The sequence below is a fragment of the Streptomyces sp. NPDC058231 genome (assembly GCF_042882275.1).
GTDB lineage: Bacteria > Actinomycetota > Actinomycetes > Streptomycetales > Streptomycetaceae > Streptomyces.
The window spans coordinates 69,897-92,104 of record NZ_JBHVWN010000019.1 but is presented as its reverse complement, the minus strand read 5'-3'; the positions used below and the strand labels follow the sequence as shown (position 1 = coordinate 92,104).

Annotated in this window: 15 protein-coding genes; 1 reads left to right on the top strand and 14 read right to left on the bottom strand. The window is 71.9% G+C overall.

Features of this window, described 5'->3' with window-relative positions; genetic code table 11:
- Positions 1–61: 61 nt before the first annotated feature.
- The 4 genes from ACFVXE_RS16195 to rplU form a co-directional block, all read right to left on the bottom strand.
- Positions 62–1,561, bottom strand: coding sequence for a D-ribitol-5-phosphate cytidylyltransferase (locus tag ACFVXE_RS16195; protein WP_389671779.1), 1,500 nt, complete (start codon positions 1,559–1,561; stop codon positions 62–64).
- Positions 1,562–1,908: 347 nt separating this feature from the next.
- Complete coding sequence (gene obgE, locus ACFVXE_RS16190) at positions 1,909–3,345, bottom strand: GTPase ObgE (protein ID WP_389671778.1); 1,437 nt, start codon at positions 3,343–3,345, stop codon at positions 1,909–1,911.
- A 163-nt stretch (positions 3,346–3,508) separates the two neighbouring features.
- Complete coding sequence (rpmA, locus tag ACFVXE_RS16185) at positions 3,509–3,766, bottom strand: 50S ribosomal protein L27 (protein ID WP_116211787.1); 258 nt, start codon at positions 3,764–3,766, stop codon at positions 3,509–3,511.
- A gap of 14 nt (positions 3,767–3,780) precedes the next feature.
- A complete protein-coding gene (rplU, locus tag ACFVXE_RS16180) occupies positions 3,781–4,101 on the bottom strand; it encodes a 50S ribosomal protein L21 (protein WP_030921216.1) in 321 nt (106 codons plus the stop codon).
- 386 nt (positions 4,102–4,487) lie between these two features.
- Here rplU and ACFVXE_RS16175 point away from each other — a divergent pair, with 386 nt between their 5' ends.
- Positions 4,488–5,087, top strand: coding sequence for an acyltransferase (locus ACFVXE_RS16175; RefSeq protein WP_389671777.1), 600 nt, complete (start codon positions 4,488–4,490; stop codon positions 5,085–5,087).
- A gap of 65 nt (positions 5,088–5,152) precedes the next feature.
- Here the strand turns inward: ACFVXE_RS16175 and ACFVXE_RS16170 are convergent, their stop codons facing one another.
- The 10 genes from ACFVXE_RS16170 to ACFVXE_RS16125 form a co-directional block, all read right to left on the bottom strand.
- Positions 5,153–6,436 (bottom strand): nucleotide sugar dehydrogenase, encoded by a 1,284-nt coding sequence (locus tag ACFVXE_RS16170; protein ID WP_389671776.1) that lies wholly within the window; start codon positions 6,434–6,436, stop codon positions 5,153–5,155.
- Positions 6,437–6,440: 4 nt separating this feature from the next.
- On the bottom strand, positions 6,441–8,027 hold the full coding sequence (locus ACFVXE_RS16165; RefSeq protein ID WP_389671801.1) for a glycosyltransferase family 2 protein: 1,587 nt from the start codon (positions 8,025–8,027) through the stop codon (positions 6,441–6,443).
- A 62-nt stretch (positions 8,028–8,089) separates the two neighbouring features.
- The gene (locus ACFVXE_RS16160; RefSeq protein ID WP_389671775.1) at positions 8,090–9,667 is read right to left on the bottom strand and encodes a glycosyltransferase family 4 protein; all 1,578 of its coding nucleotides are present in this window, start codon (positions 9,665–9,667) and stop codon (positions 8,090–8,092) included.
- On the bottom strand, positions 9,657–10,676 hold the full coding sequence (locus ACFVXE_RS16155; protein WP_389671774.1) for a Gfo/Idh/MocA family protein: 1,020 nt from the start codon (positions 10,674–10,676) through the stop codon (positions 9,657–9,659). Before ACFVXE_RS16155 ends, ACFVXE_RS16160 begins: the two co-directional genes overlap by 11 nt.
- Positions 10,673–11,791, bottom strand: a complete 1,119-nt coding sequence (locus tag ACFVXE_RS16150) for a DegT/DnrJ/EryC1/StrS family aminotransferase (protein ID WP_389671773.1) — start codon at positions 11,789–11,791, stop codon at positions 10,673–10,675. The genes ACFVXE_RS16155 and ACFVXE_RS16150 overlap by 4 nt, the downstream gene beginning before the upstream one ends.
- A 313-nt stretch (positions 11,792–12,104) precedes the next feature.
- Complete coding sequence (locus ACFVXE_RS16145) at positions 12,105–16,091, bottom strand: Rne/Rng family ribonuclease (RefSeq protein ID WP_389671772.1); 3,987 nt, start codon at positions 16,089–16,091, stop codon at positions 12,105–12,107.
- Between the two features lie 231 nt (positions 16,092–16,322).
- The gene (locus ACFVXE_RS16140; RefSeq protein WP_389671771.1) at positions 16,323–17,105 is read right to left on the bottom strand and encodes a TIGR03936 family radical SAM-associated protein; all 783 of its coding nucleotides are present in this window, start codon (positions 17,103–17,105) and stop codon (positions 16,323–16,325) included.
- A gap of 123 nt (positions 17,106–17,228) precedes the next feature.
- Complete coding sequence (locus ACFVXE_RS16135) at positions 17,229–18,458, bottom strand: hypothetical protein (RefSeq protein WP_389671770.1); 1,230 nt, start codon at positions 18,456–18,458, stop codon at positions 17,229–17,231.
- Positions 18,459–18,571: 113 nt separating this feature from the next.
- Positions 18,572–20,497 carry a TIGR03960 family B12-binding radical SAM protein gene (locus tag ACFVXE_RS16130; RefSeq protein WP_389671769.1) on the bottom strand — a complete coding sequence of 642 codons (1,926 nt, stop codon included), beginning with the start codon at positions 20,495–20,497 and terminating at the stop codon, positions 18,572–18,574.
- A gap of 50 nt (positions 20,498–20,547) precedes the next feature.
- Positions 20,548–22,074: a CHAD domain-containing protein gene (locus tag ACFVXE_RS16125; RefSeq protein WP_389671768.1), complete on the bottom strand. Its 1,527-nt coding sequence runs from the start codon at positions 22,072–22,074 to the stop codon at positions 20,548–20,550.
- Between the last annotated feature and the right edge of the window lie 134 nt (positions 22,075–22,208).

Here is a 22,208-nt window from a genome sequence, read left to right as displayed (position 1 = left end):
GGACCCCTGTAGTTCGCACAAAGCGACGACAGGGGTCCGAATAGTCGATTGTCAAGCAGTATTACACATCGGCCTGTCGGTCCAGGACGGCGGCAAGTGCCTGCTCGAAGCCCGACGCCTCGGAGGCACCGCGGGTCGGATCCTGCTGGCGTACGTCGATGACATGGCCGGTCATCTCCGAGAGCAGGACGTCGAGCGAGGTGCGCGCGACGGCCTCGGAGGAGAGCAGCGAGCCCGCGGGCTCGTCGCCGAACGCCTTGGTCCGCATCGGGGTCGCGGTGCGCTCGGGGTTCACGCAGTTCACCCGCACGCCGTCGCCGGCCCATTCGTCGGAGAGCGCCTGGGTGAGATTCACCATGGCGGCCTTGGTCGACGAGTAGAGGCTGTACTCCGCGCGGCCGCGGGTGTAGCTGCTGGAGGTGTAGAGCAGCAGCTGGCCCTTGGTCTCCGCGAGGTACTTGTACGAGGCGCGGGCGATCTGGACGGGCGCCAGGTAGTTGACGTTCAGCGCTTCCTGGATGGTCGTGTTGTCCGTCTCGGCCAGCTTGCCGATGCGGAGCACGCCCGCGGTGTTGATCACGTAGTCGACGCGGCCGGTGTCGGCGTACGCCTTGGAGAGCGCGTCGTCGACGTGCTCCGGGTTCTCCACGTGCGTGCCGGTGGTGGAGCGGCCCAGCGCGTAGACGTTGGCGCCGTAGGACTCGGCGAGCGCCGCGATATCCGCGCCGATGCCGTACGAGCCGCCGAAGACGACCAGGGTCTTGCCGGTGAGCAGCTCGCGGTAGGCGGCGTCGTCGGTCGGCTGCGGAACGGCCGTGGAGGCCAGCTGGAAGAGCTTGTCCGCGATGAAGACGTCGACCGGCTGGGTCACCTTCATGTTGTACTCGTCGCCCGCCACGACGTAGATCGGCACGTCGGGGAGGTACTTCAGCACGACCGAGCAGTCGTCGGTGGCCTGGAAGTTCGGGTCACCCGAGGCGACCTCGTAGGCGCGGCGGATCGTGGAGAGCTTGAACGCCTGCGGCGTCTGGCCGCGGCGCAGCCGGGAGCGGTCCGGCACGTCGGTGATGAACTCGCCGTCGCCGCCGTGGGTGCGGGTCACGATGATCGTGTCCGCGGACGGGATGGCGACGTCGACGGCCTGGTAGCGGTCCAGGGCGTCCACGCAGTCCTTGATGACACGCTGGGACAGCAGGGGGCGCACGGCGTCGTGGAAGAGGACGTTGCGGTCCTCGCCCTCGGCGAGGCCCTCGCCGAGCGCCGCGATCGCGCGCTCGGTGGTCTCGTTGCGCGTGGTGCCGCCCTCGATCACCTTGATGACCTTGGTGAGACCGGCCTTGGCGACGATCTTCTCGACGTCGGGCACGTAGCCCGGGGCCATCAGGACGATGACGTCATCGATGGAGTCGGCCTGCTGGAAGATCGACAGCGTGTGCTCGATGACAGCCTTGCCTGCGATCTTCAGCAGCTGCTTGGGGATGGACAGGCCCACCCGCTGGCCGGTACCACCGGCGAGCACGACTGCTGTGGTTCGGGCTTTGGCTATGTGCTGAGCAGACACAGACGACCTACCTTGCGAGGGCTGGGAGATACACCGATGGTTGCACTCTCCGTTACCGTCTCGCAAGGTGGACGTCGGCCCCCGCATGCTGCGAGGACACCTGCCGTTCCCTTGCGATCAGGGCGAAGAGCGGAATTGACGCCCGACGGCCGGGTGACCGACACCACAGGGGCGGGACGGACGGGACACCCCGGACGGGGTCCCGGGTCACCGGCCGCGACGGGCGGCCACTCCGGGTACGGGCGGACCGCACGGGCGCGCCGGAGGTGGCGGACCGCCGGGGGCGGGCACGCCGCAGGGGGCGGCGGGCCCGGCGCTGCGGGCCCCACCACCCCCTGCGAGGCCGTTTAGAACGGGTCGAAGTCGTCGAATTCGCGCTGCACGTCATCGCGCTCCGACTCGCGGTCGCGACGGCGCTGGGCCGCCGGCCGGGGGGCTTCGAGACGGTGGTCCTCGCCACGCCGGCCGAGCATCTCCGCGCCCGCCGCCATGGTCGGCTCCCAGTCGAAGACGACCGCGTTGTCCTCGGCGCCGATGGCCACACCGTCGCCCGCGCGGGCACCGGCCTTCATCAGCTCGTCCTCGACGCCCAGGCGGTTGAGACGGTCCGCGAGGTAGCCGACGGCCTCGTCGTTGTTGAAGTCGGTCTGGCGGACCCAGCGCTCCGGCTTCTCGCCGCGCACCCGGTAGATGCCGTCCTCCTCCAGCGTGACGGTGAAGCCCGTGTCGTCCACCGCCTTCGGGCGGATGACGATGCGGGTCGCCTCCTCCACGGGCTTGGCGGCGCGCGCCTCGGCGATCACGCCGGCGAGCGCGAAGGAGAGCTCCTTCAGGCCGGTGCGCGCGACGGCGGACACCTCGAAGACGCGGTAGCCGCGCTCCTCGAGCTCCGGGCGGATCATGTCCGCGAGATCCTGGCCGTCCGGGATGTCGATCTTGTTGAGGACGACGATCCGGGGCCGGTCGTCCAGCCCGCCGTACTGCTTCAGCTCCTCCTCGATGATGTCGAGGTCGGAGACGGGGTCACGGTCGGACTCCAGCGTCGCGGTGTCCAGTACGTGCACGAGTACGGAGCAGCGCTCGACGTGCCGCAGGAACTCCAGGCCGAGGCCCTTGCCCTGGCTGGCGCCCGGGATCAGACCCGGAACGTCGGCGATGGTGTAGACGGTGCCGCCCGCGGTGACCACGCCCAGGTTCGGGACGAGCGTGGTGAACGGGTAGTCGGCGATCTTCGGCTTGGCCGCGGACAGGACGGAGATGAGCGAGGACTTGCCCGCGCTCGGGTAGCCGACCAGCGCGACGTCGGCGACGGTCTTCAGCTCCAGGACGATGTCCCGGGACTCGCCCGGCTCGCCGAGCAGCGCGAAGCCGGGCGCCTTGCGCCGGGCCGAGGCGAGTGCGGCGTTGCCGAGGCCGCCGCGGCCACCCTGACCGGCGACGAACGTGGTGCCGTGGCCGACCAGGTCGGCGAGCACGTTGCCGTCCCGGTCGAGCACGACCGTACCGTCGGGGACCGGCAGGACCAGGTCCTGGCCGTCCTTGCCGGAACGGTTGTCGCCCGCGCCGGGCTGCCCGTTGGTGGCCTTGCGGTGGGGGCTGTGGTGATAGTCGAGGAGCGTGGTGACGTCCTGGTCGACGACCAGGGTCACATCGCCGCCACGGCCGCCGTTGCCGCCGTCCGGGCCGCCGAGCGGCTTGAACTTCTCACGGTGAACGGAGGCACAGCCGTGGCCTCCGTTACCCGCGGCGGCATGCAGCTCGACGCGGTCCACGAAGGTGGTCATGGTGGAAACCTCCAGTTACATACGTGCAGAAATGTCTCAAGCTCATACCGTCCCCGCCGGGGACGGACTGGTCTCTCATAGGAGAAACACGCGAAAGGCGGACCCGCTTCCCGTACGGGAAGTGAGGTCCGCCTCCGCAGAAACCGCTCGACGAGCGCCGAAATTACTCGGCGATCGGAACGATGTTCACGACCTTGCGGCCACGGTGGGTGCCGAACTGCACCGCACCAGCGGCGAGCGCGAACAGCGTGTCGTCGCCGCCACGGCCGACGCCCGTGCCCGGGTGGAAGTGGGTGCCGCGCTGGCGGACCAGGATCTCACCGGCGTTGACGGCCTGGCCGCCGAAGCGCTTGACGCCGAGCCGCTGAGCGTTGGAATCGCGCCCGTTCCGGGTGGACGATGCGCCCTTCTTGTGTGCCATGTCTCCTCAGTCCCTTACTTCGCAGCCGCGGGGATACCGGTGACCTTGATCGCCGTGTACTGCTGGCGGTGACCCTGGCGACGGCGGTAGCCGGTCTTGTTCTTGTAGCGAAGGATGTCGATCTTCGCGCCCTTGTGGTGGTCCACGACCTCGGCCTGGACCTTGATCCCGGCCAGCACCCACGGGTCGCTGGTCACGGCGTCGCCGTCGACCACGAGCAGGGTCGAGAGCTCGACCGTGTCGCCAACCTGGGCAGTGGAAATCTTGTCAACCTCAACGATGTCACCGACAGCAACCTTGTGCTGGCGGCCACCGCTGCGCACGATGGCGTACACGCGGATCTCTCTCTCGCTCGGAACGGATCCCCTGATGCCAGCCACTCGCGCAGGCCGAAGCCCGCGACGATCCGGAAGGATGAGCGGCCTCTCCTGACGGACAGATCCGCCACGAGGGATGTGCTCAGGGGTGGGCGCGCATGGAAACACGCCGAGGGACAAGGCTACGGGGCCGCACCCCGGTGGTCAAACCGGGCTCCCCGGCCCTGTCGGCACCTCAGGACCGGGCCGCACCGGGCCGTCGAGGGCCGGCTCGTCGCCGTCGGCGACTCCCCCGGGGCTCCGGCGCCGACCCGGACGCACGGAGGGGCCGTCACCTTCCGCCGCCGGACGGGCACACACCGTAGGCTCCCGGTCGACACCGCGCTCCGGAAGGCAGAGCAGACGTGAATCACAGAGTCCAGCCCACCGCCCAGGTCGACGGGACCGCCGAGATCGGGGACGGCAGCAGCGTGTGGGAGCTCGCTCAGATCCGCGAGCAGGCCAGGCTCGGCACGAACTGCGTGGTCGGCCGCGGCGCGTACATCGGCACCGGCGTGCGCGTCGGCGACAACGTGAAGATCCAGAACTATGCGCTGGTGTACGAGCCGGCGGAGCTCGCCGACGGCGTCTTCATCGGGCCGGCCGTGGTGCTCACCAATGACCGCGCGCCCCGCTCGGTCGACCCCGACGGCAGGCAGAAACGCGGCGGTGACTGGGAGGCCGTCGGGGTGCGGGTCGCCGAGGGGGCGTCCCTGGGGGCACGGTCCGTCGCCGTCGCGCCGGTCCGGATCGGCCGCTGGGCGATGATCGGGGCCGGCGCCGTGGTGACCCGGGACGTGCCCGATTTCGCGCTGGTCGTCGGCGTTCCGGCCCGGCAGGTGGGCTGGGTCGGCCGCGCCGGGGTGAAGCTGGTGGCGTGCGCGGACGAGCCGGGACTGTGGGAGTGCCCGCAGACCGGCACGCGCTACCGCGAGACCGGCCCGGGCTCGCTCGCCGAGGTCTGATCCACCGGGTCCGATCCGCCGCACGGTGGGCCGGCGAGGCGCATCCGCCGGCCGCGCCCGGCGGATCAGCCGCCGATCACGATGCGGCGGACACCCTCCCAGCGGGCCGGGTCCGTCGTGCGGCGCCCGTCGACCAGGACGCGCACACCCGGCAGGTCTTCCGCCGACAGCTCCCGGTACTCGGGGTGGTCGGCCTGGAGGACCGCGGCGGTGACGGCCTCGCCGGTGTGCGGAGTCAGTCCCTGCGCGGCCAGTTCCTCCGCGGTGTACATCGGGTCGGAGACGTAGGCGTACGCCCCTCGTGCCCGTAGCGCCGCGACGGTCGGGAAGACACCGGAGAAGGCCGTCTCCTTCACCCCGCCGCGATAGGCCGCGCCGAGCACCAGCACCTCGGCGCCGGTCAGGTCCCCGTAGGCGGCGGCCAGCAGATCCACCGCGTACTCCGGCATGGCGGCATTGGCCTCGCGCGCCGAGCGGACCACGGTCGCCGTCGGGTCGTTCCACAGGTACATCCGCGGGTAGACCGGGATGCAGTGGCCGCCGACGGCGATGCCCGGCAGATGGATGTGGCTGTACGGCTGCGAGTTGCAGGCCTCGATGACCTTCAGGATGTCGACGCCCTGCCGGTCCGCGAACCGCGCGAACTGGTTCGCCAGCGCGATGTTGACGTCGCGGTAGGTGGTCTCGGCGAGCTTGGCGAGTTCGGAGGCCTCCGACGTGCCGAGGTTCCAGACGCCGTTGGGCCGCGGCAGATCCGCACGCTCGTCGAAGTCGAGGACCGATTCGTAGAACGCCACCCCGCGCGCGGCCGAGGCCGCGTCGATGCCGCCGACCAGTTTCGGGTAGCGGCGCAGATCGGCGAAGACCCGGCCGGTGAGCACCCGCTCCGGGGAGAACACCAGGTGGAAGTCGTCGCCGGCCTTCAGGCCCGACCCCTCTTCGAGCTCGGGCGCCCAGCGGGTGCGGGTCGTCCCGACCGGCAACGTGGTCTCGTAGCTGACGAGCGTGCCCCGCTTCAGTCCGGCGGCGATCGCCTTCGTCGCGGAGTCCATCCAGCCGAAGTCCGGTGTGCCCTCGGCGTCCACGAAGAGCGGCACGACGACCACGACGGCGTCGGACTGCGCGACCGCGGCGGTGGTGTCCGTCGTCGCGGTCAACAGCCCCGCCGCGACGGCCTCCTTGAGCCGGCCGGCGAGGCCGTGCTCGCCGGGGAAGGGTTCGACCGCGGCGTTGACCAGCTCCACGACCCTCTCGTCGATGTCGGCGCCGATCACCCGGTGCCCCTTGGCCGCGAACTGCACGGCCAGCGGCAGGCCGATCTTGCCGAGGGCCACTACGCAGATGCTCATGGGATCACTTCCTCCTGGGGCGTTCGGCGCCGGGCAGCTTGGACCGTAGCCACGAGACCGGCGTCGTCCTGGGCGGGCGGAGCGGGCCGGTACTGATCACCATGCGCCCCTTGGTGTTGCGGTGTGCGGCGGCCCGGTACGGCTCCTCGGCGCCGTGCCACCGCCGTGCCAGCGGCATCGGATGTCCGTCGGCGCGCACCGGGATCTCGTACGTCGATCCCGCCACGTCCACGTAGACCCGCACCCCGCAGGTGACCTCACGCGGCTCCAACGGGACCCGGGCGTGCAGCAGCGTGGCGTCGCCGTCCGCGGAGGCCTCCCTGCGGAACTTGCCGTACGCGGGGGGAAGCCGCTTTCCGGCGGGCAGCCGGCGGGCGCCCGCCTTGTCGGCGCTGCCGGGCATGGCGCCGTCGACGAGGCGTACGACGGCGGAGCCGGTGTCGCCGACGACGCCGATCCGTACCGTGACGGTGAAGGACAGCTCGTCGCCGTCCTGGACCCAGCCGGAGTCGATCAGCTCGGTCCCGTCGGCGAGCCGTCCCGGCACGCTCTCGCCGACCAGTTCGAAACTGCGGTCCGGCAGCCCGAGGCCCGCGTCGCGGAAGCCCGGGTACCGGGCGAAGGCGCGGCCGTCCTCCAGGTGGAACGGCGGTGCGCCGCGCTCCGCCTCCTCGGTCACGACACGGTGGAGCTCGTCCAGGGCGCCACGCTGCGCCAGCCGGAGCCTCACTCTCCGTTTGACCGTGAGCGAGTCGGCCAGCGGGTCGGTGAGATAGGTGTCGGCCAGCCGTCCGATACCGTCGCAGACCTCGCGCCCGGTCTGCGCGTCGAGTGCCGGGAAGTCGTCCTGCAGGAGCTTGGAGAGCTCCCAGGTGAAGTGGCGCTTGAAGACGGCGTCCCGCTTCGGCCCGGCCTCGATCAGCACCGCCGCACGGTCCATGATCTCCCCGGTGCAGCGCAGCCGCGCCAGGTGATCGGCGCGGTACGTGATGTTGCCCGCGTCGCCCCGCTTCACCGCGTAGTAACAGATGTAGCCGGCGAGCACCGAGATCCTGCGGGCGCGGACGCAGGCCTCGATGGTGAACGGCTGGTCGCTGCCGACCGGGAGTTCCTCGGGGAAGCGCAGCTTGTACTTCTCCACGAGCTCACGGCGGAACAGTTTGGTGTTGGACAGGGCGAACGGCAGATCCGGTCCGTAGAGGCTGACGTCCGCGTCGTCGGCCCGGTAGAGCGACTGGCGCACGTACCGGCCGTTGGTGCCGACCATCCTGCCGATCACGACATCGGAGCCGTTCGTGTCGGCGCAGGCCACCATCCGCTCCAGCGCCTCCTCACCCAGGTGGTCGTCGGAGCCGATGAAGTAGACGAACCGGCCCGTGGCCACCTCCAGCGCCCGGTTGCTCGGAGCCGCCGGGCCGCCGGAGTTGGGCTGGTGGATCACCGTGACCGTGTCCGGGAAGAGCTCGGCGAAGCGGTCGAGCTCGGCGCCGCTGCCGTCCGTCGAACCGTCGTCGACCGCCACCACCTCGAGCCGGTCCGGGCCGATGGACTGCCCCACGAGGGACGCGAGGCACTCGGTGAGGTACGGCATGGTGTTGTACACGGCCACGACGACCGTGACGTCGGGAACCCCGCGGCTGCCGGGGCCGCCGCTCACACGGTCACCTCGGGCGTTCTGCCGGCGTAGCTGCGCACGGCCCCCGGGAGCAGCCGCGCGTACACGGCGTCGAGCGTCGCCGCCTGGGCCTCCCAGGTCCACTGGCCGAGCAGCCCTGGTTCGTCGTAGACGGCCCGGTACTTCTCCGGCTGCGCGAGCACCGCCTTCGCCGCACGGACGTAGTCCTCGACGTCGTCGGCCGTGAAGACCTCGCCCTGCCCGGTCGCCGCCGCCATCTCCCCCATCGTCCTCACATCGCTGACCACGAGCGGCAGCCTCGCGTGCGCGTACTCGAAGAACTTGGTGATCAGGGCGATCTCGTGGTTCGGCCAGTGGTGGATCGGGATGACGCCGAAGTCCGCCGCCGCCAGGAACGGGACGACCTGGTAGTGCGGTACGTACGGGAGGATGTGCACGCGGTCGGCCACGCCGAGTTCCCGGGCGCGCCCGGCCAGCTCGGCCATGTACGGCGACTTCGGCCGGAGCACGACGAACGCGACGTGCAGCCCTGGCAGTTGCGGCAGCGACTCGACCATGACGTCGAGTCCGCGTTGGGGCGCCGCGGCGCCGCTGTAGACGGAGAGCGGTACGTCCGCCCCGATGCCGCACAGCTCACGCAGATCGGGTACCGGCTCCGCGGCGTGCTCGGGCGAGACCTCCGCCTCGGGGGCGTTCAGTACGACCGTGGGCGTCTCGGCCAGTCCGTGCCGCTCGGCCAGCAGCTCCGCGAGGGTGGCGGAGACCGTCGTCACGGCGTCGGCGTACCGGGAGTAGGCAAGCTCGTGGAGGCACTGCGCCACGTGCCAACGCGGGTGCGGGTCCCACGGCTTGATGCCCGGCAGGAACTCGTGCGCGTCCCAGACCAGCTTGACGTCGCGGTGCGCGGCCCGTGCCCGCAGCTTGGCCCGTGCACCGACCCCCAGCATCCGGAAGTCGTTGGCATGGATCAGATCGGGCTCCAGCTCACTGATCACCTTGCCGTAGGCCAGGTCGAGGTCGAGCAGATACGGGTCGAGCCTGCGCCAGGCCCGCTTCCCCATCAGGCGCAGCCAGAACGCGGTGGTGAACCGGTCGAGCGGGGCGTCCATCCGTTTGCGCCGCTGTTCCAGCGCCTGGGTCTGCCGCAGGCGCAGACGGACCCAGCGGTTCAGCACCTTGGCGCTCAGCCGCTCCGGAAGCAGTTTCGCCCGCGAAGCCGCCGAGCCCTCGGCGGCCGCCTCGGCCGCCCGGATGTAGAGATCGGCCCGCCACGCCTTCATCTGCTGCTTGCGGGAGGCGGCGAGCGGGCCGGGGTGGTAGGCCAGTGGTGCCCGCAGCCGGGCGCCCCGGTACTCGTGCCGGCGCCGCTGCATGGGACCGGGCACCTTCAGCAGCCGGACCTCGGCATCGCTGATCCGCCAGCGCTGCGGCGACTTGCCGGGCGCCTTGCCGAGCAGGATCACCTCCCAGCCCGCCTCGGCCGCGGAGCGCGCCTGCTTCTGCACCCGGGAGTCCCCGTTCACGCCGTTGTCGACCAGCATGACGATCCGTCCGCGGCTGCCGGGCTCCGGCGTCGGGCTGCTCTCAGGCTCCATGACCGACCGGCTCTCCCGCGGGGATGTCGACGGTGCGTCCGCTGCGGGCGGACTCCAGCACGGCGGCGGCGACCTCGACCGTACGGAGTCCCTCGCGCAGGGTGCAGATGTCCTGGGAGACGCCGAGCACCGCGTCCCGGAAGAGTTCGTGCTCGACCAGCAGCGGTTCGCGTTTGGGGATGGCGTACCGGATCATGTCGCCCTCGGAGACGCCGCGGAAGGCCTGGAGCATCTCCCACTCGGTGGCCACCGCGGCGTTCGAGTGGAAGGTCAGGTCGGCGGTGAGGGTGTCGGCGATGAAAGTGCCCCGCTCCCCGGTGACGGAGGTGAAGCGCTCCTTGAGCGGGCTCAGCCAGTTGACCAGGTGGTTGGCCATGCTGCCGTCACTGAGCAGACCGGCCACGGAGACCATGTCCTCGTGCGGGCGGCCGCTCTTGTGGACGGTGTGGGCGGCGACCGAGGCGTAGCTGCGGCCGGTCACCCAGCTGGTCAGGTCGATGTCATGGGTGGCGAGGTCCTTGACCACGCCGACGTCGGTGATGCGGTGCGGGAAGGGACCCTGGCGGCGGGTCACCACCTGGAAGACCTCACCCAGTTCGCCGGCGGACAGGCGGGCGAGCAGGGAGCGGAGCGCCGGGTTGCAGCGCTCGATGTGGCCGACGCCGGCCACCAGGCCACGCGTTTCGAAGGCCTCGACCAGGCAACGGGACCGCTCGACGGTGTCCGCGACCGGCTTCTCGATCAGCGCGCAGACTCCGGCCTCGGCGAGCTGGAGTCCGACCTCCTCGTGCAGCGCGGTGGGGCAGGCCACCACCGCGTAGTCGATACCGAGCGCGAGCAGGTCCTCCACCGTGGCGAGCACCGGGGCGCCCTGCGCCCAGCCGTTCCGGTCGCCCATCGGGTCGACGACACCGACCAGCTTCACCTCCGGCAGGCCGTTCAGCACCCGGGCGTGGTGGCGGCCCATGGAGCCGAGGCCGATCAGTCCCGCTCTCAGTCCTGTGGTCACTGACTGCCTCCCAGCGAGTTCACCGCGGCGACGATCCGGTCCAGGTCCCTCCGCGTCAGTGCCGGGTGCACGGGCAGCGAGACCACCTCGGCGGCGGCCCGGTCGGTCTCCGGCAGATCCCAGGTGCGGCCGGCCTTCTGGTCGTGCTCCCAGTACGGCTTCAGCCGGTGGATCGGGGTCGGGTAGTACACGGCACTGCCGACACCGGCCCGGGCCAGCCCGGCCGCGGCGGCGTCACGGTCGCCCCGCACCCGGACGGTGTACTGGTGGTAGACGTGGTGCGCGCCCTCGGCGACCGGCGGGACGGTGACGTTCGCCGCGGTGATGTGCCGGTCGAGGTACGCGGCGTTGGCGCGCCGCTGCCCGGTCCAGCCGAGGACCTTCCCGAGCTGTACGCGGCCGACGGCGGCCGAGACGTCCGTCATCCGCAGGTTGGCGCCGATGATCTCGTGGGCGTACCTCTGCTCCATGCCCTGATTACGCAGCAGGCGCAGGGTCCTCGCAACCTCGGCGTCGGCGGTGACGGCCATGCCGCCCTCAAGGGAATGCATGTTCTTCGTCGGGTAGAAACTGAACGCCCCGCCGGAGCCGAAGGCGCCGACCGGCGTGCCTCCCAGCGCCGCGGTGTGTGCCTGGCAGGCGTCCTCGACGACCGCGAGGCCGTACTTCCCGGCGATCGACATCAGTCCGCCCATCGGCGCCGGGTGTCCGTAGAGATGGACGGGCATGATCGCGGCGGTGCGCGGCGTGACGGCGGCCTCGACGGCCCGCGGGTCCAGGGCGAAGCTCGCCGGCTCGATGTCCGCGAAGACGACGTCGGCTCCGGCCAGACGGACCGCGTTGGCCGAGGCCGCGAAGGAGAACGACGGGACGACGACCTCGTCACCCGGGCCGATGCCCAGCGCGAGCAACAGAAGGTGGAGGGCGGAGGTTCCGGAGTTCACGGCCACGCAGTGACGTCCGCCGACCAGCTCCGAGAAACCCTCCTCGAAGGCGGCCACCTCGGGGCCCTGGACCACGCTGCCGCTGCGCAGTACACGGACCACGGCCTCGATCTCTTCGTCACCGATCACCGGCCGTGCGGCAGGGATCGGTTCCTCGGTACCGCTCGACATGGACGTCCTCCTTGAACACCGCACGCGCGCTGATCGGCAGGGGTCCGGGGCATACGGATGTCCGACGAGGCCCCGCCGCCCTGCACATGGCCGACTCCGTACCAACATCTTGCGGGCAAGTAGCCGTTTTGGCCCGGATTGATTCGCGTGGGGATTAAAAGATGGTTTGTCCGGGTCGAGCCGGAGTGCCGCGCCGTGCGCCGTCACCCCGGCCCCGGCGGGAGCGCGGGCAAGGAGACGGGTGCGCACATACGACGAGGTGCGGCCCTCCCGAAGGAGGACCGCACCTCGTCGACCGGTCTCTGACCGCGTGTTACACCTCGGAGCCTGCCGACTGCTCCGCCGCGACCGTCTTCTTCGCCGCCGCCTTCTTGGCCGTCGTCTTCTTCGCGACGGTCTTCTTGGCAGCCGTCTTCTTGGTGGCTGCCTTCTTGGCGGTGGCCTTCTTGGCGGTCTTGCGGGCCGTCTTCTTCGCCGGGGCCTCAGCCTCCGCGGTCTCCGCAGCCGGCTCGGTGGAGCCGGTCACGACGACCACCTCGGCGCCGTCCGCGCCTGCGGGCGAACCCGCGGGTGCGGTGACCTTGCGGGTCGCCCGGCGCCGGGCACGCGGCGGGGCGGCCGGCTCCTCGGCTGCGGCCTCGGGCTGCGGGGCCTCGACGACCGGGTCCTCCACGGCGACGGGCTCCGCGACGGCCACTGCCGCCTCGACCGTCTCGACCGGCGTGGGCGAGCCCGCCGGAGCGGTCGCCTTGCGGGTCGCCCGACGGCGCGTACGGCCCTGCGGGGCCTCGGCCACGGGGGCCTCGACCGCCACCGGGACCTCGACGGCCGGCTCGGGCTCGACGACCGGCTCCGGTTCCACGACCGGAGCGGAAGCGGCCTTCGGGGCACCGGCCGGGGCCGTTGCCTTGCGGGTCGCACGCCGGCGGCCACGGCCGCGCGAGGCGGCCGCCTCGGCCTCGGCCGGGCTGCTGTACAGCTCCTCGTCCGGCACGAACTCCGGCTCGGGCAGCGCCACCGGGGCAGCCACCTCAGCCGCCACCTCGGCCTCGGTCTCCGCCTCGGCCTCGATGTGCTCGTGGTCGGCGAAGTGCTCGTGCTCGGGCTGCTCACCGGCGCCGCCGCGGCCGCGCTTCTTCGAACGCTTGCCGTTGCCGCCGCCGCCGATCGCGCTCGGCTGCTCCATGTGCACGATCACGCCGCGCCCGTTGCAGTGGACACAGGTCTCGGAGAAGGACTCCAGCAGACCCTGGCCCACCCGCTTGCGGGTCATCTGGACCAGGCCCAGCGAGGTGACCTCGGCGACCTGGTGCTTCGTACGGTCGCGTCCCAGGCACTCCAGCAGGCGCCGCAGCACCAGGTCCCGGTTGGACTCCAGGACCATGTCGATGAAGTCGATGACGACGATGCCACCGAGGTCGCGGAGCCGCAGCTGACGCACGATCTCCTCGGCCGCCTCCAGGTTGTTCCTGGTGACGGTCTCCTCGAGGTTGCCGCCCTGCCCGGTGAACTTGCCGGTGTTGACGTCGACGACGACCATCGCCTCGGTCTTGTCGATCACCAGCGAACCGCCGCTGGGCAGCCAGACCTTCCGGTCCAGCGCCTTCATCAGCTGCTCGTCGATCCGGTACGTGGCGAAGATGTCGACCTCGGAGGTCCACTTCGACAGCCGGTCCGTCAGGTCGGGGGCGACATGGGCGACGTAGCCGTGGATGGTCTGCCACGCGTCGTCACCGCTGACGATGACCTTGGAGAAGTCCTCGTTGAAGATGTCGCGGACGACCCGGACGGTCATGTCCGGCTCGCCGTAGAGCAGCGTCGGCGCGTTGGCGCTGCCGTTGCTCTTCGCCTTCTTCTGGATGTCCTCCCACTGCTGCTGCAGCCGCTCGACATCGCGGCGCAGCTCGTCCTCGCTCGCACCCTCGGCCGCGGTGCGGACGATGACGCCCGCGTCCTCGGGAACGATCTTCTTGAGGATGGTCTTCAGCCGGGCGCGCTCGGTGTCGGGCAGCTTGCGGCTGATGCCGGTCATCGAGCCCTCGGGCACGTAGACCAGGTAGCGGCCGGGCAGCGAGACCTGGCTGGTCAGGCGGGCGCCCTTGTGGCCGATCGGGTCCTTCGTCACCTGGACGAGGACCGACTGGCCGGACTTCAGCGCCGTCTCGATGCGGCGCGGCCCGTGGGCCATGCCGAGCGCCTCGAAGTTGACCTCACCGGCGTACAGGACGGCGTTGCGGCCCTTGCCGATGTCGACGAACGCGGCCTCCATGGACGGCAGTACGTTCTGCACCTTGCCCAGGTAGACGTTGCCGACGTAGCTGGTGGCCTGCTCCTTGTTGACGTAGTGCTCGACGAGCACGTCGTCCTCGAGTACACCGATCTGGGTGCGCTCGCCGCTCTGACGGACGACCATCACCCGCTCGACGGCCTCGCGCCGGGCCAGGAACTCCGCCTCGGTGATGATCGGGACGCGACGGCGGCCCTGCTCACGGCCTTCGCGGCGGCGCTGCTTCTTCGCCTCCATACGGGTCGAGCCCTTGATGGACTGGACCTCGTCGAAGCCGGTGCCGGGCTCGCGCTCGGCATCCTTCTTGCGGGGCTCGCGGACCTTGACGACGGTGCGTTCCGGGTCGTCCGTGCCGGAGTCGGCCTCGGGCGAGGCGTCACCGCTGCGACGGCGGCGACGGCGACGGCGACGGCTGCTGCTGGAGCCGGAGCCGGACGCCTCGTGGTCCTCGTCCTCCTCCTCGTCACCCTCGTGACCGCGGTCCTGCTCGTCCTCGGAGTCGTCGGCGTGCTGCTCCGCGCCCTCGTCCGACTCGCTGGACTCTCCGCGACGGCGGCGACGGCCACCGCGACGGCGACGGCGCGAGGGCCGGTCCCCGTACTCGTCCGACTCGTCGCCCTCCTGCTCGGCCTCGCCGTCGGCCTCCTGCTCGGCCTCGTGCTCGTCCTCCGCCGGCTCCTCCTCCACCGGGGCGGCGGCAGCGGGCGTCCGGTCGGCGGCGGCAGGCTCGGGCTCCACGGCCTCGCCGCGACGGCGGCGACGGCGACGGGAACCAGCCTGCGGTGCGGCCTCGGCGGCGGGGGCCGCCTCCTCGACCTCGGGGGTCTCCTCGACCGTCTCGATCTCTTCCTCGTCCTCGTCGTGCAGCGAGGCGGGGCGAGCGGCCGCGGCGGCAGCAGCGGTCTCCGGGGTCTGGAACATCGGCTCGGAGAAGACCGGTGCCTGGAAGACGGCCACGGCGGGACGCGTCGCCCGACGGCTCTTGCGGGCGGGCTCCTCGACCTTGCCGGTGAATTCCGGCCGGCCCGCGGGAGCGGTGGCCCGGCGGCGCTGACGGCCTCGCGGTGCGGCGCTCTCCTCCGGCTCGGCGGCCGGCTCCTCCACGGCAACGGCCTCGGGCTCCGCCGGGGCGGCGGGCTCGACGGTCTCGGCAACCTGCGGGGCACCCGCAGGCGAGCTCGCCTTGCGGGACGCCCGGCGACGGCCGCGCGGGGCCGCCTGCTCGGTGGTCTCGACGGCGGGCTCGGCCTCCGCGGTCTCCACGGGGGCTGCGGCGGCCACGGTCTCCACGATCTCCGCGGGCTCGCTCGACGCGGCCTGCGGCGCACCGGCCGGGGCAGAGGCCCTGCGGCGGGTGCGCGTACGCGGCGCCTCGTCCGCGACGGGCTCGGCGGTGGCCGGCTGCTCGGGGGCGGCGGCCTCGGGGGCCGGCACCGTCTCGACGGCCTCGGCGGCCTGCGGGGCACCGGCGGGGGCGGTCGCCTTACGGGTCGCCCGACGACGGGCACGCGGCGCCTCCACGGGCTCCGCGGTCTCGGCAGGCTCCTCGGCCTCGACGGGCGCGGCGACGGCCTCGGCGGGCTCCTCGGCCTTCGGCGCCCCGGCGGGGGCGGTCGCCTTACGGACCGCACGGCGACGGGTGCGCGGCGCCTCGGCGGGCTCCGCGGCCTCGGCAGGCTGCGCGGCCTCGACGGGCTCCGCCACCTCGACGGCCTCGACGGCCTCGACGGCCTCGACGGTCTGCGGGGCCCCCGCGGGGGCGGTCGCCTTGCGGACCGCACGGCGACGGGTACGCGCCGGCGGCGCGGCTTCCGCCTCGGCGGCGGGGGTTTCGGACACTCCGGCGTCAACGGCCGGTATGGCCGGCGCGGCTGCCTCCGCGGCCTTGGCACCCGCCGTCGGCGGGCCGGCCGGGCGGGACGCCGCGCGGCGCCTGCGGCGCGGCGGCAGCTTGTCGCCGGGGGCGTTGTTCTCTTCGGCGTTCCCGGACGTACCGGGTTCGTTGTCGAGCATGCGGGCGGTTCTCCCGTCACGCTCCCGGGCGCCGCGCCTTGTTCCGGTCCGGCACGGTCCGCGTGAAGACGCGATACCGCCGTCCGGGGCGCGGGCGCCGCACGGGAGCTGAATGTCTGGCTCGCCGGTTCCGTCCGCGATGTACGGACGGCCTGGCGAAAGTCTTATGGGTCAGCGCGCGGCCCGGCCCAGGTGGCTCCCGAGTCCGAGGGCTGCGCTACAACGACCGCCTTACGCGGAACCTGCACCTTCCGGCGCCGTCGCGACGGCGGTCCCGGTGGCCGTGGATTGCGCGGCCGGGGCTGCCTCGCGGTCGGGCGCGAGCGGGTCGGTCACCGTGCCGGACTCCTCGTCGAAGAGCCCCTGCGCCAGCCTGGTCACCGCTGCGGGGACCGGCGGCGCCAGGTCGGCCACAACGCGAAGACCGGACAGGACGTCGTCAGGTCGTACGGCAGGTGTCACGTGCCGCACTACCAGCCGCAGTATCGCACAGGGCTTGTCCCCGGGCCTATCAGCGCCGGGATCGACGGCTTCGAGGCCCGCGACGGCTGCACGCGCGTCGAAGGTCCGCATGCCGTTCTTCGTACGGCGCTGCACCTCGACCGTCTCGGCGGCGAGGAACCCGGCGACGGCCTTCTCGGCGTCCTGGAAGGGAACCCCGTCGAGCCGCATCTCCCATACGGAGGCGGTCAGCCGGTCGGCGAGGCCCGAGGTGCGGGCCTCCACGGCATCGGTGATGTCGAGCCCGTCCGGGAGCGACGCGTCGAGCAGTTCGCGCAGCGTGTCGGGGTCCCGCGACTCGGTGAGGGCGATCTCCAGGAACTCGGCCTCGCTGCCCGTGCCGGTGGGTGCGGCATTGGCGTACGACACCTTGGGGTGCGGGGTGAATCCCGCCGAGTAGGCCATGGGCACCTCGGCGCGGCGCAGCGCCCGCTCGAAAGCACGCTGGAAGTCGCGGTGGCTGGTGAACCGGAGGCGGCCGCGCTTGGTGTAGCGCAGTCGGATGCGCTGCACCGCCGGTGCGGGCGGCGGGCCTTCGGGCTGTCGCTTGCCCAGTGGTTCTTCTCCTCGGTGCGGAGCGGACGCGGTGGCACGCCGCCCTCGAAATGCGGGTGGCCCGGGGGTGTCCGGTCCGGCTCACCCCTGCTTGCGCAGGGAGATCTCTGGTTCGGGCGCCGCGCTGGGCACAGTCGTTGTACTACCCAGAGTACGCGTAAGGGGGCTCACCGGTTCCCGCGGCTCCGGGACCGGCCCCCCGCCGACCAGTACGCGCCATGCGTCGCGGCGGGCCTGCCGCACGGTCGCGCGCGCGGTCCGCAGCGCCTCCCGGGCCGTGCGACCCGCTTCGACGGCGGCACGCCTGACCGGTGCCCAGACCGCGTCGCGCACGAAATGTCCGACGGGGGTGCACACCGTGCGGTAGATCCGGACCGCGGGCGCGCCGACGAGGTGCCACACCAGCCAGGCGATCACCCGGCCGACCGCCCGCGAGACGAACCCGGCCACGCGCCACCCGACGCCGACCGCGGCCGCGATCTCCCGGGCGACCGGGACGAGAACCCGGCGGCACAGCCAGGCCACCGGGGCGACGAGCAGGATCAGGAAGAGCCGGGCGACGGCCGCCCCCACACCGCGGGCGGCCGCGCCGGCGGCACGGACCAGCAGGGCGGCCAGCCAGGCGACGCCGTGGCCGAGCGGGGTGACCACCGCCCGGTGCACCCAGGCCAGCGGCAGGACGACCAGGTGTTCCAGCAGCAGGCGGGCGGCGGTCGCCAGCGGCGCCAGCACGTACCGGCGGATGCCGGTGACCGGCCGGACGATGAGCGTGGTGAGCAGCCAGGCGGTCGCGACGGCAAGGCCCCGTCCGGCGGGGACGAGCAGCTCGCGGTAGGCCCGTCGCAGCGCCCGCCCGAGCGGGACGAGGACCGACCGGCGCAGCCACCCGGCCGGGACGACGAACCCGTACCGGGCAACAGGCACCACGACGTACCGCCAGAGCGCCACCCACGGCCACACGAAGAGCGCCGCACCCAGCCACCGCAGTCCCTGCCCGGCCACGGCTCCCAGCCACCGCAGTCCGTGTCCGAGCGGGGTGAGGACCCATGCGTACAGCCGGACCGCCGGGACGACCACGAGCGCCCTGCCCAGCCAGGACAGCGCCCGCCCCAGAGGACGCAGCAGCACCCGGTCGGCGGCGCGAGCGGTGGCGACGAGCGCGTCCCAGACCATCCGTACAGGCAGGACGATCACCAGCACCACGATCCGTACCGGAATCCTGACGACGGTGACCAGGCAGCCGTCGCCGCCCGTGTAGGGCGCGGGTGCCTGGTGCCTGCCGTACGTCCGCGGCCGCTCGAACTGGTCCATGGGGGAAAGGACGCGAAAGGCCCGGCCCAGGGTTTCCCGGGCCGGGCCTTCGTCATCGAGCTGTCACCCGATCGGCGACGTCCGGTGCACCGGACGTCCCTGCAGGGCCGGTGTCACTTGACGACCGTCAGCGGAAGCAGCTTCTTGCCGGTCGGGCCGATCTGGATGTCCAGGTCCAGCTGCGGGCACACACCGCAGTCGAAGCACGGGGTCCAGCGGCAGTCCTCGACCTCGGTCTCGTCGAGCGAGTCCTGCCAGTCCTCCCAGAGCCAGTCCTTGTCGAGACCGGAGTCCAGGTGGTCCCAGGGCAGGACCTCCTCGTAGGTCCGCTCACGGGTGGTGTACCAGTCGACGTCCACACCGAACTCGGGGAGCGTCTTCTCGGCGGACGCCATCCAGCGGTCGTACGAGAAGTGCTCACGCCAGCCGTCGAAGCGGCCGCCGGACTCGTAGACGGCGCGGATGACCGAGCCGACCCGGCGGTCGCCGCGCGAGAGCAGGCCCTCGACGATGCCGGGCTTGCCGTCGTGGTAGCGGAAGCCGATCGAGCGGCCGTACTTCTTGTCACCGCGGATCTTGTCGCGCAGCTTCTCCAGCCGGGCGTCGGTCTCCTCGGCACCCAACTGCGGGGCCCACTGGAACGGCGTGTGCGGCTTGGGCACGAAGCCGCCGATGGAGACGGTGCAGCGGATGTCGTTCTGTCCGGAGACCTCGCGGCCCTTGGCAATGACGTTGACCGCCATGTCACCGATCTGGAGGACGTCCTCGTCGGTCTCGGTGGGCAGGCCGCACATGAAGTACAGCTTCACCTGACGCCAGCCGTTGCCGTACGCGGTGGCGACGGTCCGGATCAGGTCCTCCTCCGAGACCATCTTGTTGATGACCTTGCGCATGCGCTCGGAGCCGCCCTCGGGGGCGAAGGTGAGACCGGAACGGCGGCCGTTGCGGGTCAGCTCGTTGGCCAGGTCGACGTTGAACGCGTCGACCCGGGTGGAGGGCAGCGAGAGGCCGATCTTGTCCTCGGTGTACCGGTCGGCGAGCCCCTTGGCGATGTCACCGATCTCGGTGTGGTCCGCGGAGGAGAGCGAGAGCAGACCGACCTCCTCGAAACCGGTCGCCTTGAGACCCTTCTCGACCATTTCGCCGATGCCGGTGATGCTTCGCTCCCGCACGGGGCGCGTGATCATGCCGGCCTGGCAGAAACGGCAGCCGCGGGTGCAGCCGCGGAAGATCTCGACGGACATCCGCTCGTGGACCGTCTCGGCGAGGGGGACGAGGGGCTGCTTCGGGTACGGCCACTCGTCCAGGTCCATGACGGTGTGCTTGGACACCCGCCACGGCACGCCCGACTTGTTCGGCACGACGCGGCCGATGCGGCCGTCCGGGAGGTACTCGACGTCGTAGAACCGCGGTACGTAGACGCCACCGGTCCTCGCGAGCCGGAACAGCACCTCCTCGCGCCCGCCGGGGCGGCCCTCCGCCTTCCAGGCGCGGATGATCTCGGTGATCTCCAGGACCGCCTGCTCGCCGTCGCCGATGACCGCGCAGTCGATGAATTCCGCGATCGGCTCGGGGTTGAACGCGGCGTGGCCGCCCGCGAGAACGATCGGGTCGTCGAGACCGCGGTCCGCGGCGTCCAGCGGGATGCCCGCGAGGTCCAACGCGGTGAGCATGTTGGTGTAGCCGAGCTCGGTGGAGAAGCTCAGCCCGAAGACGTCGAACGCCTTCACCGGGCGGTGGCTGTCCACGGTGAACTGGGGCACCTGGTGCTCGCGCATCAGCTCTTCGAGGTCCGGCCACACGCTGTACGTGCGCTCGGCCATGACGCCCTCGCGCTCGTTGAGCACCTCGTAAAGGATCATGACGCCCTGGTTGGGCAGCCCGACCTCGTAGGCATCCGGGTACATGAGCGCCCAGCGGACGTCGCATTCGTCCCACGGCTTGACGGTGGAGTTCAACTCACCGCCGACGTACTGGATGGGCTTCTGCACATGCGGGAGCAGAGCTTCGAGCTGTGGGAAGACCGAATCGACAGACATCGCGAACTTTCGAGAGCCGGCAGAGGTGACCATCCAGCGTACCCCGACGCTCAGCCGGTCAGCGCCGCCCGCAATTTCGGCCGGGACGCCCGCTCCCACACCTCGGGCAGTTCGCGTTCGCTGGCGGCCGCGTCCGCCTCCTCCTGCCCGTACAGCAGCCCCCAGGTGAAGGCGGACTCCCCCGCGGCGTGCGCCTGGGCGGCCAGGACGCGCAGGGCACCGCGGGCGACGACGCTGTCCTGGTGGTCGCCGAGCACGCTCTGTACGCCCTTCATCCGCTTGGCGAACTTCTTCGCGGGGCGCCCCAGCGCGGGGACGGCCGCCTCACCCGCGTAGCGAGCACGCTTCGCGGCCTTGCGGGCATCGTGCATCGCGAGGTCCCGGTCCCGGCCGGCCGGGAGGTCCATGGCGTGGCCGATCCGGGTGGCCAGGCGGGCGTAGTCCTTCAGGACGGCGCGCGGCAGGGCGTCCTGCGGACTGCGGGCCGCGGCGGGCAGCAGCGGCGGGTCGGCGAGGAACGTGTCGAGCGACACCAGGAGCGCCAGATACCGCTCCCCGTCGAGCACGCCGATGGTCCGCTGCCGGGAACCCGAGCTGCGGGCGGTGGACCAGACGCGCAGACGGCTGTGGACCGGGCCGAGGACGAGGGTGCGGGAGAGGTCCGCGATCCGGGTGCGGAACCGTGCGTCGAGGACCTCCTGGTCCCGGTCGACGCCGAGCTCCGCGGCCAGCCATTTCAGCTCACCACCGATCGGCCCGGTGACGGCCCGGTCCAGGATCTTCCTGTACGTCCTGAAGGCGCTGCGCAGCCTGCGCGTGGCGACCCGCATCTGGTGCACGGAGTCGGGCAGATCACGGCGTACGGCGGGGTCGAGGGCGATGATCGCCGTGATCTGCTCGCGGACGTACGCCATGATGTGGTCGCCCGCCGTCCGGAGCCGCGGGGTGCCGTCCCCCTTCGGGCGCCGCCTCTCCTCCGGAGCCGTCTCGTCCAGCGCCCTGGCCAGTTTGGACGCCGCCTTCGACGGGCGTACGCCCCCCTTGCGCAGCCGGCGTTCGACGGCGTCGAGGAAGGCGGGGTCGCCGTCGTCGGCGAGTTCGACCTCGATCTCGGTCCAGGCGGCGGTGGCGCTGCCGCCCGTGAGCCGCTCGGCCAGCACCTCGTCGACGCTGAGTTCGGCGAGCAGCGCGCCGTCGGCGTCGAGCAGGTGGTGGACGTCACGGGCCGAGAGCAGCCGGACGACGGGGACGAGCTCCGCCTCGCGGACCCGGGAGCGGAGCAGTCCGGCGAGGCTGTCCGGGAGGGTGTCGGAGAGCGGGGCCCGGATCTCGTCGCGGATGCCGGAGGCGACCGGGAACTTCAGATGCCAGCCGGCGTCGGCGCCGCCGGTGCGGCGGCGCAGGGTGAGCGAGTCGGCCGCGAGCCGGTGGTCCTCGGTGTCGTAGTAGACGGCGTCCAGCTCCATGACGCCGCGGTGGTCCACGGCCGCGACCCCGGACACCCGGTTCAGATCGGGGAGCCGGGTGTCGACGGTGGCCTCGTACTTCCGCTCGATCTCGCGCTTCGAGTCCGTCATCGGACCTACTTTCGAGTCAACCGTCGGCTCCACCGCGGCCGCGAGGCCGAGGCGTGTTTCAAGTTGTACACCCGTCCCGGGGCGACGGTCAGGGCCCGGCCGTCGGAAGGTCCGTCCGGCCGACGGGTCCGCCC

What these genes read in the sequence shown, in the direction of transcription:
- ACFVXE_RS16150 (WP_389671773.1), bottom strand. Translation starts at nt 11,791, where the DNA reads ATGTCGAGCGGTACCGAGGAACCGATCCCTGCCGCACGGCCGGTGATC.
- ACFVXE_RS16130 (WP_389671769.1), bottom strand. Translation starts at nt 20,497, where the DNA reads ATGTCTGTCGATTCGGTCTTCCCACAGCTCGAAGCTCTGCTCCCGCAT.
- ACFVXE_RS16145 (WP_389671772.1), bottom strand. Translation starts at nt 16,091, where the DNA reads ATGCTCGACAACGAACCCGGTACGTCCGGGAACGCCGAAGAGAACAAC.
- ACFVXE_RS16170 (WP_389671776.1), bottom strand. Translation starts at nt 6,436, where the DNA reads ATGAGCATCTGCGTAGTGGCCCTCGGCAAGATCGGCCTGCCGCTGGCC.
- ACFVXE_RS16125 (WP_389671768.1), bottom strand. Translation starts at nt 22,074, where the DNA reads ATGACGGACTCGAAGCGCGAGATCGAGCGGAAGTACGAGGCCACCGTC.
- obgE (WP_389671778.1), bottom strand. Translation starts at nt 3,345, where the DNA reads ATGACCACCTTCGTGGACCGCGTCGAGCTGCATGCCGCCGCGGGTAAC.
- rpmA (WP_116211787.1), bottom strand. Translation starts at nt 3,766, where the DNA reads ATGGCACACAAGAAGGGCGCATCGTCCACCCGGAACGGGCGCGATTCC.
- ACFVXE_RS16160 (WP_389671775.1), bottom strand. Translation starts at nt 9,667, where the DNA reads ATGGAGCCTGAGAGCAGCCCGACGCCGGAGCCCGGCAGCCGCGGACGG.
- ACFVXE_RS16135 (WP_389671770.1), bottom strand. Translation starts at nt 18,458, where the DNA reads ATGGACCAGTTCGAGCGGCCGCGGACGTACGGCAGGCACCAGGCACCC.
- ACFVXE_RS16165 (WP_389671801.1), bottom strand. Translation starts at nt 8,027, where the DNA reads ATGCCGTACCTCACCGAGTGCCTCGCGTCCCTCGTGGGGCAGTCCATC.